The organism is Hahella sp. CCB-MM4 (assembly GCF_002260525.1).
GTDB lineage: Bacteria > Pseudomonadota > Gammaproteobacteria > Pseudomonadales > Oleiphilaceae > Hahella.
This window is the reverse complement of the sequence record NZ_MRYI01000020.1, coordinates 1-17,336: the sequence shown is the minus strand read 5'-3', so window position 1 is coordinate 17,336 and position 17,336 is coordinate 1. Positions and strand designations below refer to the sequence as shown.

Annotated in this window: 16 protein-coding genes; 2 read left to right on the top strand and 14 right to left on the bottom strand. The window is 46.9% G+C overall.

Annotated features, from left to right (window positions below; translation table 11 throughout):
* Positions 1–78: 78 nt before the first annotated feature.
* On the bottom strand, positions 79–849 hold the full coding sequence (locus BTA51_RS24790; RefSeq protein ID WP_094711775.1) for an AraC family transcriptional regulator: 771 nt from the start codon (positions 847–849) through the stop codon (positions 79–81).
* A 242-nt stretch (positions 850–1,091) separates the two neighbouring features.
* Here BTA51_RS24790 and BTA51_RS24785 point away from each other — a divergent pair, with 242 nt between their 5' ends.
* Entirely contained in the window at positions 1,092–1,991 is a 900-nt protein-coding gene (locus BTA51_RS24785) for a TraB/GumN family protein (protein ID WP_094711774.1), read from the top strand.
* On the opposite strand, the gene BTA51_RS24780 is transcribed toward BTA51_RS24785, so the two are convergent.
* The 6 genes from BTA51_RS24780 to BTA51_RS24755 form a co-directional block, all read right to left on the bottom strand.
* A complete protein-coding gene (locus tag BTA51_RS24780) occupies positions 1,972–2,910 on the bottom strand; it encodes a LysR family transcriptional regulator (protein ID WP_094711773.1) in 939 nt (312 codons plus the stop codon). The genes BTA51_RS24785 and BTA51_RS24780 overlap by 20 nt on opposite strands.
* A gap of 185 nt (positions 2,911–3,095) precedes the next feature.
* On the bottom strand, positions 3,096–4,103 hold the full coding sequence (locus tag BTA51_RS24775) for an ABC transporter ATP-binding protein (protein WP_094711772.1): 1,008 nt from the start codon (positions 4,101–4,103) through the stop codon (positions 3,096–3,098).
* Positions 4,104–4,121: 18 nt separating this feature from the next.
* Positions 4,122–5,117: an ABC transporter ATP-binding protein gene (locus tag BTA51_RS24770; protein WP_094711771.1), complete on the bottom strand. Its 996-nt coding sequence runs from the start codon at positions 5,115–5,117 to the stop codon at positions 4,122–4,124.
* Positions 5,118–5,145: 28 nt separating this feature from the next.
* Positions 5,146–6,087, bottom strand: coding sequence for an ABC transporter permease (locus BTA51_RS24765; RefSeq protein ID WP_094711770.1), 942 nt, complete (start codon positions 6,085–6,087; stop codon positions 5,146–5,148).
* A gap of 13 nt (positions 6,088–6,100) precedes the next feature.
* Positions 6,101–7,084, bottom strand: coding sequence for an ABC transporter permease (locus BTA51_RS24760; protein WP_094711769.1), 984 nt, complete (start codon positions 7,082–7,084; stop codon positions 6,101–6,103).
* 178 nt (positions 7,085–7,262) lie between these two features.
* The gene (locus BTA51_RS24755) at positions 7,263–8,813 is read right to left on the bottom strand and encodes an ABC transporter substrate-binding protein (protein ID WP_094711768.1); all 1,551 of its coding nucleotides are present in this window, start codon (positions 8,811–8,813) and stop codon (positions 7,263–7,265) included.
* A 434-nt stretch (positions 8,814–9,247) separates the two neighbouring features.
* Here BTA51_RS24755 and BTA51_RS24750 point away from each other — a divergent pair, with 434 nt between their 5' ends.
* On the top strand, positions 9,248–10,183 hold the full coding sequence (locus BTA51_RS24750; RefSeq protein ID WP_094711767.1) for a hypothetical protein: 936 nt from the start codon (positions 9,248–9,250) through the stop codon (positions 10,181–10,183).
* Positions 10,184–10,471: 288 nt separating this feature from the next.
* On the opposite strand, the gene BTA51_RS24745 is transcribed toward BTA51_RS24750, so the two are convergent.
* The 7 genes from BTA51_RS24745 to BTA51_RS24710 all read right to left on the bottom strand — a co-directional run.
* A complete protein-coding gene (locus BTA51_RS24745) occupies positions 10,472–11,236 on the bottom strand; it encodes a hypothetical protein (protein ID WP_094711766.1) in 765 nt (254 codons plus the stop codon).
* Positions 11,233–12,381 (bottom strand): hypothetical protein, encoded by a 1,149-nt coding sequence (locus BTA51_RS24740; protein WP_094711765.1) that lies wholly within the window; start codon positions 12,379–12,381, stop codon positions 11,233–11,235. The genes BTA51_RS24745 and BTA51_RS24740 overlap by 4 nt, the downstream gene beginning before the upstream one ends.
* Before the next feature lie 78 nt (positions 12,382–12,459).
* Positions 12,460–12,774 (bottom strand): type VI secretion system tube protein Hcp, encoded by a 315-nt coding sequence (locus BTA51_RS24735; protein WP_094711764.1) that lies wholly within the window; start codon positions 12,772–12,774, stop codon positions 12,460–12,462.
* Positions 12,775–13,726: 952 nt separating this feature from the next.
* Entirely contained in the window at positions 13,727–14,413 is a 687-nt protein-coding gene (locus BTA51_RS24725; RefSeq protein WP_094711762.1) for an MAE_28990/MAE_18760 family HEPN-like nuclease, read from the bottom strand.
* On the bottom strand, positions 14,410–15,537 hold the full coding sequence (locus BTA51_RS24720; RefSeq protein ID WP_094711761.1) for a DUF262 domain-containing protein: 1,128 nt from the start codon (positions 15,535–15,537) through the stop codon (positions 14,410–14,412). The genes BTA51_RS24725 and BTA51_RS24720 overlap by 4 nt, the downstream gene beginning before the upstream one ends.
* A gap of 1 nt (position 15,538) precedes the next feature.
* On the bottom strand, positions 15,539–16,798 hold the full coding sequence (locus BTA51_RS24715; RefSeq protein WP_094711760.1) for a hypothetical protein: 1,260 nt from the start codon (positions 16,796–16,798) through the stop codon (positions 15,539–15,541).
* A 293-nt stretch (positions 16,799–17,091) separates the two neighbouring features.
* Positions 17,092–17,336, bottom strand: a 245-nt coding sequence (locus tag BTA51_RS24710) for a transposase (RefSeq protein ID WP_246841181.1), incomplete at its 5' end; no start/stop codon positions are given.

The window sequence follows — 17,336 nt, the reverse complement described above, 5'->3', positions numbered from 1 at the left end:
GGTCTTGTAAAATCCCGCGTCAGTTTTGCAGAAAACTGTGATTTGGGGGCTGTAGGGGCTGTTGGAGGGGGTTATCGATTAATTGAAACTATTACGAAGCTGTTTTGGTGTAAATCCTTCATATTTACGCATGCTGTTTGTCAAAGCACTCTGGCTGGAAAATCCGGATTTTTGACTGATCTCGGCTAAAGACAGATTTGTTTCACGTATCAGACGGGTCGCATAAGTCAGTCGCATACGAATAACGTATTGGTGCGGCGTCTGTTCAGTCTGTTGTTTGAACAGTTCAAAGAAGTGGCGTTCACTTACACAGATGCAGTCAGCCAGGTTGGAAATGCTGATGCGATCCTGCATGTGCTGGGATATGTAGTGGTCGATTCGGTTGATATCGAGCAGGGGCACTTTTTTAGGCTTGGTATCGGGCAGAACCCTTCTGCTCAGGCAGCGGATAATGGTGCAGGCCATGTGATGTCGCAGTGCCTGATCGGTCTCGGCACGCTGGATTTCCTGTATGCAGACCTGAGTCAGCTGGCGCATACCCTGGTCCAGTGAGACCAGCTTGGGAGATTCAAACAGGGGATTGAGAATTTCGTAATCAGGGTGCTGCGGGTCACGAAAAGCCGGTGAACTTTCTTCCAGATCAATGACCAGCACATGGTTGCTGGGGCGGCCAAAAAAGTCATGGTAAGTATCTGTGGGCACAATGCAGGCATGGCTCACATCGAGATGAGCGGCAAGACCACACATATCGATTTCTGCAGAACCTGTCAGCCCCATGACCAACTGATAATGATCATGCTTATGACGATTGACCGTCTGCGGCAGGCTCATGACTTTGGCTTGCGGCATTATTCACCTCACTGAACGAAGCGGTGAAGTTTAGGTTAATTACTGTACAGCTTGTTATAAGGGTAAATACTAATGCGTTTCAGTGCAAATCGTGAGGAATTTTGTACTCTGCACCTTTGCCTGCTGTTGTCCGCTTTCGTTCACCGGCAAAGTCCGCTATTTTGATTTTCCGTGATGTATATCCCCCTGTGAGGGGTGGAATGCGATTCATGTGAATTATTCATCAGTGTTGAGGATAGAAAATGAGATTTAGGAAGGCTGTCAGATCACGTTGTCACTGGTTGGGAGTCCTGTTTTTAGCTTTTGCTTCAGTGATTTGGGCAGAGGAGGGGAGCAAAAAAGGACTGTTCTGGAAAGCGGAATCATCTGCGGGGACAGCCTATCTGTTGGGAGCCATTCACTTTGGAGACGATGATTTTTACCCGTTAAGGTCGAAAATTATGTCTGCCTACCAGGATAGTCCGGTATTGATGGTGGAGATGGACGATCAGGCGGTGCCGCTGGAAGAACAGCAGAAAATCATGATGGAGACAGTGACTTTCCCGCAGGGGGAAACCCTCGAGCAACACGTCAATTCCAAGACCATGTCCGTCATTAAAAAACGTCTGGATGAGTTTGGTGTGCCGTTACAGGCGGTCCAGCACTATCGCCCGGGCTTTGTCGCATTAATGCTGGCCTCCCTTCAGGCCATCCAGTTGGGGTACATCCCTGAGAAGGGGATTGACTTCCATTTCATGCGTCTGGCCAGAGGGAATAAGCCAATATTACAGATAGAATCCTTCCGGCAGCAGATGGAGTTCATCAGTAAGCTCCCGGAAGATGATGATGCGATTCGTGAAAGCTTCGAACAGATGGATGACTACCAAAAAATGTGGACGGAAATGGAAGATGCCTGGATCAAAGGTGACGCTGATCGCATGTACCGGATCGCCATTGCGGATCCTCTGAAAGAAGCCCCTGAATCGGCCCCTGTATACGATATATTGTTTTATCAGCGTAACGGGCCAATGGCCGACTCGGTGCAGCAGTGCGTCAAGGAGCACAAGACCTGCTTTGTGGTGGTAGGAGCCGGCCACCTGGTTGGAGCGCGCAGTGTGATCGAAGCGCTGGAGAAAAAAGGATTTAACGTGAGTCAGCTGTAAAAGGTTGGGTCTTGATCAGTTCTGACCATAACCGGTTAAGGCCCACGTGAGTGTTGTCCTTGCGTCTGTACAGGCGGATTTCCAACGGGATATTGAATTCCGGTCCGCCTGCCAGTTGCAGCCCTTTGTATTTCAGGCTCTCATTAGCCAGTCGTCCGGGGATCCATCCCATACCAAAACCCTCTTTGATCATGGCTTTGACACTGACAGAATGAAAGTTCTGGTTGACGGTTGTCAGGTGAACCTCTTTGGCGGAGTGGTTGATACCATAATGTACCACCGGCTTGAGGAAAGCGTTGTCGTGGTAGTCGATAAATGGAATCGGTTTGCGCCGGGTACCCGGTAGGGTATGTCGGGATTGTCCAGATTCATCGCAGCTGGTCACGGGAAGGAGGTTCTCGTCGCCGACTTTGACGAAATCAAAGACATCCGCCGTTGCATCGACGAATAAATCGATACTCGGATGCCAGTAGCAAAGCATGAAATCGCATTGCTGCTCAAGCAGGGCATGGGAGAAGTCCCTGACAGTCCAGGCGGTGGATCGGAGATTCAGCTCCAGATCAATGCTGAGTTCACGACACAGCGGTTCCAGCCAGGGGTTATACAAAGAGAGATATAGGGTTTGAGTTGTCGCAAACACCAGGCGGCTGGCCTGTTGTTCCTTGATCTCATGACATTCTTCCCGTGCATCCCTTAATGTGCGCGTAATCCGCTCTGCGGCAGTAAGAAATATTTCTCCCGCAGGCGTCAGGGTTAACGGCAGCGTATTGCGGTCAATAAGCTGCACGCCCATCTCTTCTTCCAATAGTTTTATGCGGCGGCTGAACGTAGGCTGTGTCACGTTCTGCTCATCGGCAGCACGTGAAAAGTGCTGTGTCTTAGCCAGCGCGATAAAGTCTTCTAACCAGCGAATTTCCATAACAGTCTGTCGACTAAAGAGTTGAGTTCGTCACCATTTGCCGGAATTTCCATCCATAACCGGCCCGCTTGAATTAAGCCTAGTTACTATGGGCCATGCCAGCCTGAGCGTCCAGTGTTCCAGCGTGGATTAAACCGGGTTTATGGTGACGGGATATTCAGTTTTGAAAATCTGGATACCAATCTCTACCCTAATCGATTCTCCTCAACGGCATGACAGGCGACCATGGTGCCGTCAACGTCCATGAGTTTGGGGATTTCCTTTTTGCATCGCTCGTTGGCGTGTGGGCAGCGTCCGTGGAATACGCAGCCGCTTGGCAGGTTTACTGGCGTGGGAACTTCTCCCTTGAGACGAATAAAGTCCGGTTTTTCGTCTTCCAGGCGGGGGATCGCGCTGAGCAACGCCTGGGTGTAGGGGTGCTTGGGAGCTGCAAACAGTTTGCGGGTTGGTGCAACTTCACATAATGCGCCCAGGTACATAACGGCAACACGGGTGCCAAAATGTTCGACAACTGAAAGGTCGTGAGTGATGAAGAGATAGGTCAGTCCCCGTTGTTCCCTGGCGTCCATCATCAGGTTGAGTACCTGAGCCTGGATGGATACGTCCAATGCGGAAATGGGTTCATCTGCCACGATGAATTCCGGGTCTACAATCAGTGCCCGGGCAATACTGATTCTCTGTCTTTGGCCGCCGGAAAATTCGTGAGGGAAGCGAACGCCCCATGACGGATCAATCCCCACAGACTGCATGACCTCTGCCACTTTCTCTTTGACTTCGGCATTGTTCAGTTTGGGCTGGTGCCAGCGAACCGGCTCTTCCAGGGTCTGGGTAATCGTCATGCGAGGATTCAATGATGCATAAGGATTCTGAAAAATCATCTGCATTTTGCGGCGGTAGGGCATCATGGCACTGGAAGACAGATTGTCGATGCGTTTGCCTTCGTATTGGATTTCGCCGTCGCTGGGGGAAAGCAATCCCATCACAGTCCTGGCCACGGTGGATTTACCACAGCCGGACTCGCCAACTACGCACAGTGCTTCGCCTCGTTCTACATTGAGGTTAACGCCGTTGATCGCATGCACGTATTCATGTTTCAGATGAAATTTGCCGCCGGAGAAACTGACCTGATCCAACAGGTCCCCATGAATCGGAAACTTCTTATAGAGATTCTTGATACTTACTAAGGATGTCATGATATTCAAAGACCCTGATCAATGAGTTTCTTCGGCTTTCGATTTCAGGCTGATGCGGCCGGCCACCAGATGACAGGCCGCCTTGCAGCCGCCAGACTGGGTGAAACCCGGTAACTCGGTTTCGCAAATGGTATCGGCATAATCACACCGGGGGTGGAAAGCGCAACCATTGGGGACCCGATGCAGGGGAGGCATGGAGCCTCTGATCTGGTTCAGTCGTTCACCGGGAATACCTTGTTGAGGCAGAGCGTTGATCAGGCCCTGGGTATAAGGATGCTGGGCATCATTGATGATTTCCTTGGTCGGGCCCTGTTCGATGATACGCCCGGCGTACATAACAATGGCCTGCTCGGTGACCTGGGATACCACTCCCAGATCGTGGGTGATCAGAATGAGCCCGAGATTCTGGCCTTTGCACAGTTCCAGCAACAGGTCCATGATCTCAGCCTGGATGGTGACATCCAGTGCTGTTGTAGGTTCGTCTGCAACAATGATGTCCGGGTTCAGCAGCAGAGCAATGGCTATAATGATCCGCTGTTTCATCCCACCGGAAAGCTCATGAGGGTATTGATCCAGACGCTTTTCTGGTGAGGGGATTTGGACCAGCTTCAGTTTTTCCAGCGCAATGCGGCGTGCCTCTTGCGGGCTGACCTTGGTATGGGCCTGCAGACACTCTACCATTTGTGCCCCTACTGTCAGCACAGGATTCAGGGTCATCATCGGATCCTGGAAAATCATGCTGATCCGGTTGCCGCGGATATAACGCATTTCCTTAGCGGACAGCTTGGACAGATCTTTACCGTCGAAGAGTATTTCTCCGCCGGAGATATAACCGGGACGGCTGATCAGGTTCAGTATGGAGAAGGCGGCAACGGATTTACCCGCGCCGGATTCGCCCACGATACCCAGTCGTTGTCCCCGATCCAGGGTAAAGCTGACGTCCCGGAGAGCGGTTACCTCTCCGGTGCGCAGCCCGAATTTTACTTCCAGATTCTTAACTTCTAACAATGCCATGTGCGACACCTATACCTAATTCTTGAAACTAGCCTTTGTAGAGTTTGGGGTTGAGCACATCGCGGAGCCAGTCACCCAATAGGTTCATTACCAGTACCAACACCACCAGGGCGATACCGGGAATGATGGTGATCCACCAGGATCCGGAGAAGATGAACGCAAAACCACTGGAGATCAGTGATCCCAGAGAAGGCTGTGAAGGCGGCATACCCAGTCCCAGGAAGGACAGGGAGGCTTCAGAAATGATCGCATTGGCGATCTGTACCGTGGAAATAACCAGAATAGGGGAGAGAGTATTCGGCAAAATATGGCGGAACATGATCCGGCCGGATTTCAAGCCCATGACCCTGGCGGCATCGACATATTCTTTTTTGCGCTCAGCCAATACAGACGCCCGGATAGTCCGTGCATACTGTGGCCATTCAGCTATACCAATCACCACGACCAACATTATGAGCGCCAGGTCCTGGTACAACTCGGCACCAAATGCCGCTTGGAAGACCGCCAGGACAATGATAGCGACCATCAAGGTGGAAAATGACAACTGGACGTCTGCGATACGCATAAGAAGGCTGTCAACCCGACCACCAAAATATCCCGCAGCGAGCCCGATGATGATTCCCAGGAAAGCCTGCAGCAATACGGCACAGATACCGATGGTTAAAGAGATACGGGTGCCATAGAGAATGGTGCTCCACATATCCCGGCCTTGGGAATCGGTACCGAAAACAAACCGTTCATCGCCGTTTTCCTGCCAGGTCGGCGGTATTTCCGAGTCCATGATATCGAACTGAGTCATATCATAAGGATCAAACGGCGCAATCAACGGAGCGCAGAGGCTGATCAGGATGTAACTCATGAAAATAACGAAGCTCACTATGGCCACTTTGTCTTTCTTGAAACTGTGCCAGAAATGAGAATCTTTAAAGCGTTTCCACACACTGGGGGAGGTGGCTTCAATACTGTGCATGATGGAGGCCTCCTTAATTCGACTGTTTGCCAGTGAGTTTGACCGTGGGGTTAACCAGGCCATAGATGATGTCAACAATGGTATTGGTAACCACGAAGATGGCCCCTACAACGATCAGGTACGCCACGATCAGAGGAGTGTCCACACGGTTTACCGCTTCCAGGAATAAAAAGCCCATGCCCGGCCATTGGAATACGGTCTCGGTCAAAATGGTGTAGGCGACCATGGTTCCGATCTGCACCCCGCCCACTGTAATAACGGGCAACATGGTATTTTTAAGGGCATGGAGAAAATAGATTCGCATGGGGCTGATTCCCTTGGCCCAGGCGAATTTCACATATTCGGATTGCAGCACTTCCATCATCTCGGCACGGATCAGCCGTATAAATAGGGGGAGCATGATGGACGATAGTGAAATCGAGGGAAGTATCAGGTGCGCCAGGCCATCAGCGGAAAAGAATCCGGAATCCCAATAGCCGAACATATGAACGAGTTCTCCCCGTCCATAGGATGGGGCCCACCCCAGCTCTATGGCAAAGAGATATACCAGCATGATGGCCGTCAGGAACACGGGGATGGAGATGCCGACAATACTGAAGCCCATCACCGCCTTGGAAAACAAGGAGTTTGGCCTTATCGCTGAGTACACTCCCAGAGGTACAGAGAGAAGTACGATGATTAATGTCGCCCCGAACACCAGTTCCAGGGTCGCCGGAAGTTTCTTAAGAATAACTTCCAGGGCGGGTTGCTTGAAAAAATATGAAGTGCCCAGATCTCCATGAACGGCGTTTTTGGCAAAACGCCAGTACTGGGTCAGGAATGGATCATTCAGTCCCATTTCATCTCTCAGAGCTTCCCGTTGGGCCTCTGATACGGATTGACCGACAAGTTCCCGGAGAGGATCCCCAAGGTTATCCTGAATGGAAAAACTGATAAGACTGATCACAAACATGACCACGAAGGCCTGGGCCAGTCGTCGAATTAGAAACGCCAACATAGCGGGGTATATACCTGATATTCTTAGCTGTTTTGGTAATGCAACCCCATGACCGGCGGAAAGACGTTAAGACATCTCGATGACCAGTCAAATGGGTTGCAATTTGCTCGTGTTATAAAGCTTACGAATGCAAAAAGAAGCCAAGCTCGTTAGAGCTTGGCTAAAGGGCTGAACTTCCTTACTTGACGACCAGGTCTCCAAAGTATGGGAAGTCCATGACGTTCAGCACAGCACCTGCGTTAACATTGCTTTTGGAAGCCCAGGCAAGATCCTGCCAGTGCAGTGGTACAAAAGCGCCGTCTTCGTAAAGTGTGCGTTCAATGCTTTGCATGATTTGAGCGCGGATGTTCGGGTCAGTTTCAGTATTGGACTGTTTGATCAGAGCGTCCACTTTCGGGTTGCAGTAATTACCGCTGTTGTACTGACCCAGACCGGTGTCTTTGTTAGGGCAGGCAACCAGGAACTCATAGAAGTTGTTGGAATCTTCTGTATCTGAGTGCCAGCCGATCATCATCATGTCTGCCGCACGCTCATCGAACTCAGGCCAGTATTGCGCTTTTGGCAGAGTCTTCAGATCGACTTTAATGTTGATCTTGGCCAGCATGGCGGCCACTGCCTGAGCGATCTTGTCGTCGTTCACGTAGCGGTTGTTAGGCGCCATCATGGTGATGCTGAAACCTTTCTCGTAACCAGCTTCCTTCATCAGCTCTTTTGCTTTTTTCAGGTCATAGCGTGGTTTCAGTTCAGCGTTGTAACCCAGGTAGCCTTTCGGGCTCATTTGAGCAGCCGGAGTGGCGAACCCTTTCATGATTTTGTCAGCGATGCCTTCCTGGTTGATGGCATAGTTGATCGCCAGACGAACACGTGGGTCCTTGAATTCAGGACGACGTTCCTGGTTGAGCTGGAACGTGATGATTCGGGTACCGCTCATGGTGATCAGTTTGGAACCGTTGTTGTGTTCGATACGGTTCAGGTCATTTGGTGGTACTGGAGCGATATAGTCGACGTCACCTGACAGCAGGGCTGCAACGCGGGTTGGATCTTCTTTGATTGGAGTCAGAACCATTTTGTCTACGTTGCCTGGTGATTTCTTATCCCAGTAGTTGTTGTAACGGGTAAATTCCACCCGTACACCTTGCTCACGGTAAGTGACCTGGAATGGGCCGGTACCGGATTCCTTACGGGAAGCAAAAGAATTACCGTGCTTGACGACCATGCTCTTGTCATTGCCGTTTTCATCAGTGCCGGTGTAGAACACGCTGTCCATCGGGAACAGGTAAGTCACGTTGTTCAGCACCAGTGGGAAAGGCTCTTTGGTGACCAGATCGATAGTGTAGTCGTCGATGACTTTGAGTTCGGCGAATGGATCAAAAATAGCTTTGAAGTCGGGAGAATTCTTCAAACGTTCAAAGGTCCATTTTACGTCCTTTGCCGTCATCGGATTGCCGCTATGGAAGGTGACGCCCTTACGCAGATGGAACCGCATGGTCAGGTTGTCGATACGCTCCCATTTTTCAGCGATACGTGGTTCGAAGGTCAGATCCTGAGTCCAGCGTACCAGTGGGTCGAATACCCAATGGGACATCTGCAGGGTAGCTCCTGAAAGCTGCTCATGTGGATCCAGAGAAACCGGGTCGGCGTCCATGGCGACCTTGAATGTGGCCGCGTTAACGTTAACCAATCCCAATGAGAGCATAGCCCCGGCAATGATACTTAACGACTTCTTCATAGTTTTGTCTTCCTTTTTTATGTTGGAATGACTTGTTGTTATCGATGAATAGTTGATTGTTTTTTTATCTGAGAAATCGTCAATCCAGACGATGATGTGTCAGACAGAATATACCGGCAAAATATCCGTTGCCGGTCTCTGTAACGAGCAATAAGCCTAATCTGCATGTAATCAAAGGAACAATCGAAATTTCGACATTAGTCATGCGGGAAATGTATAGCGATGCACGTTATTGGTTCTTAAGGAAAAATTTATGAAATATATGAGGGCAAAACGTTATCACCGAAGCCCTTAAATTGAGGGAATGTTCATTTTTGAGTGATTTTTAGTCACATTGGTACGTACAGTCACTGATAGGTGATGGTCGAATATTCAATATTTCGATAGGGCTATATGGTGATAACTCATGCTAACAATGACAAGAACCCGTAGCCATGTCCTCCCACCAGAACTACCTGCATCTGTTCAGTCAATATCGCGTCCATCGGGAAACGATCGAACAATTGATTGAATCCATCACCACTAGTATTACGTCTGCTGCATTACTGGATGATTACAACGCCCAGATCGATATTGCCCAACACCTGAGTCGACAGTATCCCTTTGTTGAACTCTTATACAGTGTGGATGCCGGAGGTATTCAAAAATTCAATACCGCCTTCGGTGACCATGTCAGTGAACGAAACCGGCGTTCTCTGAGCCAGGGAAGCGATCGTAGTGAACGCCCGTATTTCAAGCTGGCCAGCACGGCAGAACCCGATGTGGTCATGACAGAACCCTATCTTTCCAGTGCGACACACAAATTATCCATATCTGGCGTGCATCGATTCAGTCGGCTGAATGCGGATACCCAAAAGCAGGAAGTTCTCGGCTATCTTATTGTGAACTTTAATCTGGAACGATTGATTTCATTCCTAAACGGTGATGAATACCGGCGCAAGATTCATCCTCTGTTTCAGTTTATCTATGGAATCATCGGAGGAATGTTGATCTTGGTGGCGGGGCTTCTGGTGTACTCGGCAGGCGATCTCTTCGTCGGCGTCCTGTATCCCCACAGAGTCATGGCGACGGAAGCCTTTGGTATTGTGATTCTTGTGACCCTTGGGTTGGCCATATTTGATCTTGGAAAAACCATTATCGAAGAAGAGGTGTTGCTGCATAAGGATATTCACCACGATGGCTCCACAAGACGCACCATCACCCGGTTCATGGCGGCCATTCTCATAGCTGTATCCATCGAATCGCTGTTGTTGATGTTTAAGTCGTTACTCGGCGAAACCGGCCAATTGCAGAATGCTGTCTGGATGTTGCTGGGAGCGGTAGGGTTACTGATTGGTTTGGGGATTTATCTCAAGCTGAGTCGGGAATAAGCGGTGCTGGTTTCGTAAGCGGAGCTTCAAAGCACTACGTCAAGTTAGTGGCCAATCACTGCAATAAGTTTCCCACAAATGACGTGAAAGTGAACTCTGGGATCGTTTTTTCTGCTAGATATCTAGGATCTGCAACATGGCTTGCAACTCTGAAGCTATCTCATGGAGAGGGTATTTAATCGAATTCCCGTGCCGGACAATGTAAAGGATGTTCAAGACGCATTGGCAATATCAGGCCCTACTTGATTTGTTTTGGAAACTTCAATATAAGACGACCTTTCCAGCCCATTAGCATTTAGTCATCTCGACCATCGACATGATACGCTGAGCGTCCTCGGACATACGCTGATACCTAAGGTCCTCGTCACCTATTTCTGAAGACATTCGAAAGCTAACTGTCAGATAGTAGTTTTCATTCAACGGATAGGCCCAAAACAGTGTAACACCTGTACCGGGAATGCCTTCTCCACCGATGGAGTAGGACAACCACTTCTCACCATTTAGAAGCTCCCTGACATAGACTTCAGGTAAATTGACCAGCACTAATCTACTCGGTGGTATATATCCTTTTTCGATCATTTCGTCGGGATTGTCGAATTCGTACCTTGCCTGCCAATTAGCTCCAGCCTTTCCGTCCTTGTTCTCTTCTGTCTCGTAATAGTCCCAATAATCCTTTTTTAGGTATGCTTCCAGGCTATCAAGATCGCCTTCAATTATTGGAGTGTGAGTAGCTGCACGATTGACATCAATATTCATAGTCAATCGGCCTAACTGACCAGAGTCTCCTTGAAAGAATAGCCCTTTATAAGCCCACCACTCAAATCCAACGTGTACAAACTCGCGGTTATATGATTGTTCCGAGTAGGGATCAAACAAATCGGTAGAAAGATTAACTCTAGGAATACACGGCTCTTTGTTCTTGGTTACTCTAAGAACATTACCCGGTAACTTGTACCGAAGCTGGTAATCACCTATTCCGCATTGCCTTGGGGTTAGATCTGAAAAGTTCGGTCCTTTACCCGTTAAGAGCGGCTTCACTAGCTGTTTAATCATGACAAGCCAAAATCCTTCATGGTTAGCTTTGCAAGCTTTTCTGCTTTCTTATGGTAGCCGTTCATCTGTAAGTGTCTGACTGCCGACTCTCTGCTGAGATAAGGTAGCGTATGTGGGCTAGCTTCAACAGGGCGCTTGTCGCCAAACACAAGTAAGATACTACATATACTACGCCAGAACGCACCTGGTGAGAGGTCATTCATACCTGCTAGATTGGGAACCAAGTCATTAGGATGGTCGCGTCTTATTTCGTCTATGGTTATCCCTGCTTGTTTAAAAGCATTCTCTGCGCGGGTCTTATGGTTGCCTCCTGCATGAATGGAAACTCGCTGTCCATCAAGTCGAATACCACGCATGTTTACCAGCTCAACAGCTCGGGTCAAAATGATGCCGCCTTGACTATGGGCTGTCCATTTTCGCTTTGCGCCTTTTTGCTGGCTTTCTATCAGCATAACTGCTAAAAGTTCAGCTACTTTAGAGGTTGAAACCTTGTCCTGTACGCATTCAAATAGGTCAAGTTTGCCGCGAGTGGGATTGTAGACGAGAGTATAAGCTTTCGCATTGTCGTTCCAGTATGCGGTATCCATATGAACGCCCATTAGCCATCTAGCCTTTTTCAGGTCGTTTGACATTCCGTTGATGGCAACATGTTCTGTATTGATGGTTGGGACTGGTCTCGGGGTTCCCCATGCGCTTTCAAGCATTGAGATTTCACGCTCTGTTATTCCTTCACGCCACCGAACTCCTGATGTACGTTCTATCTCAAATAACCCCATTTGTTGCTCTTTGGCGGGCGTACTAATATCTGTAACGCCTCGTTCTAACCTCATTCGATTGATGACTATCATCTCAGGGTTCACGCTATACATGAAACTGATCCCACCCGGACACATTTTTTGGCGCATGAACATAGGCTCTTTTCTGAAGCCCTTACTGTTCCACCCATAGCCGCCGTCGCTGACTAGCTTAAGAGCTTCATGGTAGACCTTTATCTTCTCATACGTATTCAGTCTACGCATGAAGGTGTGAGCCTCTTTAGTAATCATCAGCTTCTTGCCAGTGTACTTTTGTGACGCTCCCCAACTTGGCAAAGGGTTTTCAAATGGGATGAGATCATGTTGAGCGGGAAGGTTGCTATTCTGCATTACGCGTCCTTTTCAGAAAGTCATAAGTCCATCAGTGCCCGGTAGGTCAGGCACTTGCATACAGGGTTTCGCTAATAATTAGAGTTTCTTACCGGATTCCAAGTCGTAGCCGACACGCTCAGGAGAGGCACCCTTGTTAGCTCTGTCTGCAGCGGTGTAGCTCATGGTGGTTTTTGAATAGCTCAAGGAAGAGGCGGTATTCATCAGTTTGCTGATTGAAACAGATGTGAGGGAAGGGCGGGTGGCTTCGCAGTTGGACATGTGACCAGCTTCCATAGTGATGTGGCGGCTATTGCCAAAGCTGAAGCTATCCAGACGATTCCAGTCTTTATAGCCCTCCGCAGTCATATTTCCTTTCACGGCCAATTGGTGGTGCTTCAAATAAATTGCCATAGAAATCTCCTTTATCCTGGCTGTACATCACTAGCTGGCCAAAACCATAAGAGATCGTTATGTATCATTCTATAGGGGTAAACGAGTAGGTTGTTTGGTATAGGAGACTGGTGCGCTCAGCTTAGCGGGGCGGGGAATTCACACCTTCCCACAAAAGCAGATTTATCCTATTTCTCGTTTACATCCAGTGGCAGAGAAATAAGTAGGGGCGGACCTATGTGTCCGCCCATCAGGGTAACAGGCAATGGAAGAGATTCGGCCCCTTGTCCGAAGGGCTAGGCAGTGTGGGTTTCAGATGCTATTTGGGTGTACTGCCTGAAATTGAGATTGTGCAGTTAATGCTCAACCAAGAGTCGTTTCATTTTGGGCGTTTGGGAATTTTTGACTATAGTTTAATCAGTGATCGGTTGTTTTAAGGACGCTGAAATGGATGTTGGGCAATTTATAACTCTCACCTCGTATCTCTCTCGCAGCTTGGCTTTCTCCCTCGTTTGGTTTTGTCGGGAACAGCTTGTGTGTTCTGTCTTTTGGGTTAACTTCAATCCATCTAAGGTCCTGTGATATTTCTCATCTTCAGGTTTTGGGGAGGCTGGGATGAAGAAAATCTGTCTTGATTATTTAAACAAGCGGCTTGGTTCCTATATGGATAAAGGCCAATGGCGAGATTTTGTTTTTGCAATGACAGGATTAAGGGCTTTGAATGGCCTGTAATGCTTTTGCGAGGTCTGTTTGTTTCGCAGACTTGTCGTCGGGTCAGTTGTTGGTTGATTGGACGGAGGAGGCATTGGGTGTTGCCATCATAGCAAAAGGTGCGGGATTGGGAGGTTTTTCTACAGCCTCAACGCCCACATCACAGGAGCCAATGGAGCAAAGCCAATTGTGGTAGAGTGCGCGAAGCGCACCACAATTGGCGGCGCGTAATTGGCTTCCTGTGCATGTGATTGTTAAATGATTACACTGCCTGCATAAACTCATTTCTACCGTACGCAGTAGTTAGACGCCTTGATATTCCACTAATTACCGACTTACAACAAGCTATAAACTCTTGATATTCTCTATCTTCAATCCCCTGCTTCCTTTTTCCGTGAGAAATATCATTCCTAACGTTTAACAGTCGATTTAATGGAGAGTATATATCTCTCAAATCTTTGTACTCCAAACCAACTTGGAATAAGAGCTTTTCCAAGACCTGTTGGCCAACATTATTTTCAGTATTGACATATCCTTCAGGTATCGTAACTGGGTGATTCTGTATTAGAGCTATATTTTCGACAAACTCTACTTGCCTAGATAGCTTATGCAGGGAAGTGTCATCAGGTAACGAACGGCGGAAAATTGCGCTTTTTTTATCTTTGTTATTGAGAGCAATAAATTCACGGTGCAAAGTTGCAGCTGCAATAACTGGTTTTACATCTGAGCACTTTAATCCTTTTTTATTAATCTCATCGACATATAAGGTGAAAGCAAATTGGACAAAGCCTTCTATATGAGCATAAACAAGACAAAGTATTGATCGTCGAATTTTCTTTTGATCATCTTCAGAGGCTATATCTCTCTGGGTATTATCAAGAAATCTAATTTCGTCTTCTCGCCACTCGCGCTCAGACTCTATTTGTAACTGAAAGTGCTCTAAGCTCATAGCTGCAAATCATTCAGCTTATCAATAACTATCTGAATTCTTTTATTAAGTGGGCCGGGTGAATTTTTTCCACCACCGGTTGTTACACTAATGAATTCCTCGTTGGCTTTTATATTCTCTAAACTTTCTTTTAGTGCATCTATATGAGCTTGATTTTCAGGGTCGATTTCATCGAGCCTGCTAAGCAGGCCTGTACATATACCTTCATAATGATAAACGGAGAAATTAGACTGCACTCCGCCCCTACCGACTCGACCAAATGACTTATCACCAAGGGCCTTATTTAAAACTAAAAAAAGCTTTTCAAAAACCATGCCTTCTTGATCGTAATCGAATATTATTTCACCATTATCTGGATCTGAAACGGCCTCCATGTATTCAGTCAAAAAATCGGCCACATCATGAACAAATTTGTCTTTATAGTTTTTTAGAGCGAAATATCTCAAAACCAACTCTTGATCAAAAGATCCCAATCCTTGCTGCTTCGAGATATTAGAAATACATGCCTTAAAATTTTCTGATCGACTTTTACCTATAACGAAATCAATAAAAGTTGAATCGAGCATCCGGATTGTGCAGTTCCTCAGTTGCTGGCTTGTTAGCGCTTCGCCACCGGTATTTAAGCGTTTAAACATATGATAACGAAATTTACTGTCACTCCCTTTTCTGACAACCTCAACACGGACAAATGCTCTCTTTAATCTTATTTTTAAAGAAGTTGGCAGGTCATCATATTTGTAGCCATTTAAATCAGGAACGATATCGCACTCCTGTAATTCCAAAAAATCGCCCTCTACTATTGGTGGCTCCAGGTGATCTGCTACCAACTTCCCCCGCAAATGAAGATATGAAGAGAACCTCTGCAATCCATCGATAAGCTGATATTTCCCTGTCTCAGACTCCACAACATAAATTGGTGGAACCGGCATTTCCAGGAGCAGAGATTCTATAAATCTTGATTGCGCACCCTGACTCCATCTAAAAAGGCGTTGATAATCCGGGTTGATATCCAGCTCTCCGTCCACATACATGTCCAACAGTTCATTAAATGACAAATCCAAACTCTGCGTATGGACTTTTTCGACACTTTGTTCGAGAGATAGAATTAAATCATCACTACCCATATTACTCTCCTTTGTCAAAAATCAGCACTGACTCAAACGCTGAATTTTTGCTTCGATATTTTTTGGATTTTATATTTAAGTTGGCCATATTTCGTCTGCTCTCAAACTCTATACTTTCTCGAAGCTTTAATTTACTAGATTCTGCCATTTCTGAAATAATTTCAGGTAGGTTGCAATGTATATCTTTATAATATGAATCTTGAACGACGCAAACAAAAACAGAACCAGGCCTCATAACCCTCTCAATTTCATTTATAGACGCTCCCAAAGATAAAAAATATTGAGAAAGATTTTTATAGTAATAAGTCTCTGACGCTTTCGAGCTGTGTGTCCTGACAGATTCAAGAAAAGCAACACATTTTCCTGTTAACTTTTTAACACCAGAATTAGCCTCTTTCGGAACCGTAGTAGTTCCCATCAATTGCCTTCTAACTAAATCTATTTCCTTTTCTCCACCTACACATAAAATAGATAGCTCTGGCAAAGTAGCAATTCCATAATCAATTCTCGTGCAATATGGTGGAGAGGTTAAAACAAAATCAATCGAAGCATTTTCTAAGGGCAATTTGGATGAAGAAGCTATTCTGATGTCGGCAGTATCTTTCGGCCATTGATGATCAGAAATTGATATCCCTTTAACCATGTCTCTAACATGCCTGATGTACTGTTTTTTTAATTCGCCCCATGAAACACTAATTTTATCTTCGTCAATTTTGGGTTTCTTTACCCAGGTGGGATTCGAGGGGATAAATTCGGATAGATAGCTTCGAACACAATTGAATAGGCCGGTATACATTAAACATTGAACATTTGTTAGCGCATCGACCTTATCTACTGTCGATTCATATTCCGCCTCTCCTGTGATGCAGCGCTCAATCTTACGTATACCATTTACAGTTAAGGGATCAAACCATACATTTAAATGATCGTCATTCCTCGATAACGGCTCAATCTTTGTAGTGATTTCTTTTATTTTCTGATTGATGATTTCTATATCACTTTTTACAGTTTGCTTCGCCGATGCTATTACCTTCATCACCGGATTAAGGTCTACTCCTATGGAACTAAACCCATTTACTGATGCCATTAATGTAGTAGTCCCACCACCGTTCCATGGATCTAATAAGAGTGCAGCATCTGGAAGATCGGCCGTTTCGATAATCTTTTGAGTAAAAGTATGTGAATAACCTGCATAATAGTTATACCAGTATGGCTTCACTTCAATTGATTCATTTTCTCTTTTTGGATTAACAATTAACAAAGTAGTCCTACCATAATCTTAATAGTTCCTGACTTAGGCCCCCGGCCATTTAACGAGCCTGTAGAAAAAACCTCGTAAAACAGGTTTACCCACAGACTTTCCTAATCAATTTAATTTTCCCAACTTTGCCCCAGGTTTCCGCCCAGTGCAATCAATCGTTCCTGTTTCGGTAAAGCAGGCCTTATAGTCACTGTTACAGAGGCCCTGCGTAGGCCTTCGTGGCTTTCCAGCTAATTAACTAACGTCCCATAATTCATCAACTTCTCAATGTTATGCACCAGACAGTACAACTGTCACTGGCCCTGGACTTTCTTCTTACTCCGCAAGCTAAACCGGCTCAGCTTTTTGTTGGTGGTGATGTTACCAAACACCGGCTCTACCACTGACATTCGATGGCTGTAAATTTCCTTACCCTTGGGGCTATCCACCCGGTGCTTCATCCAGTCCGTATAGTTCGGTCGGCGTCGGTGTTCGATAATAAATGACACCTGTCGACCAGTGCCCTTGCGGTGATCTGCAGCGGTCGGGTTGCGCATGC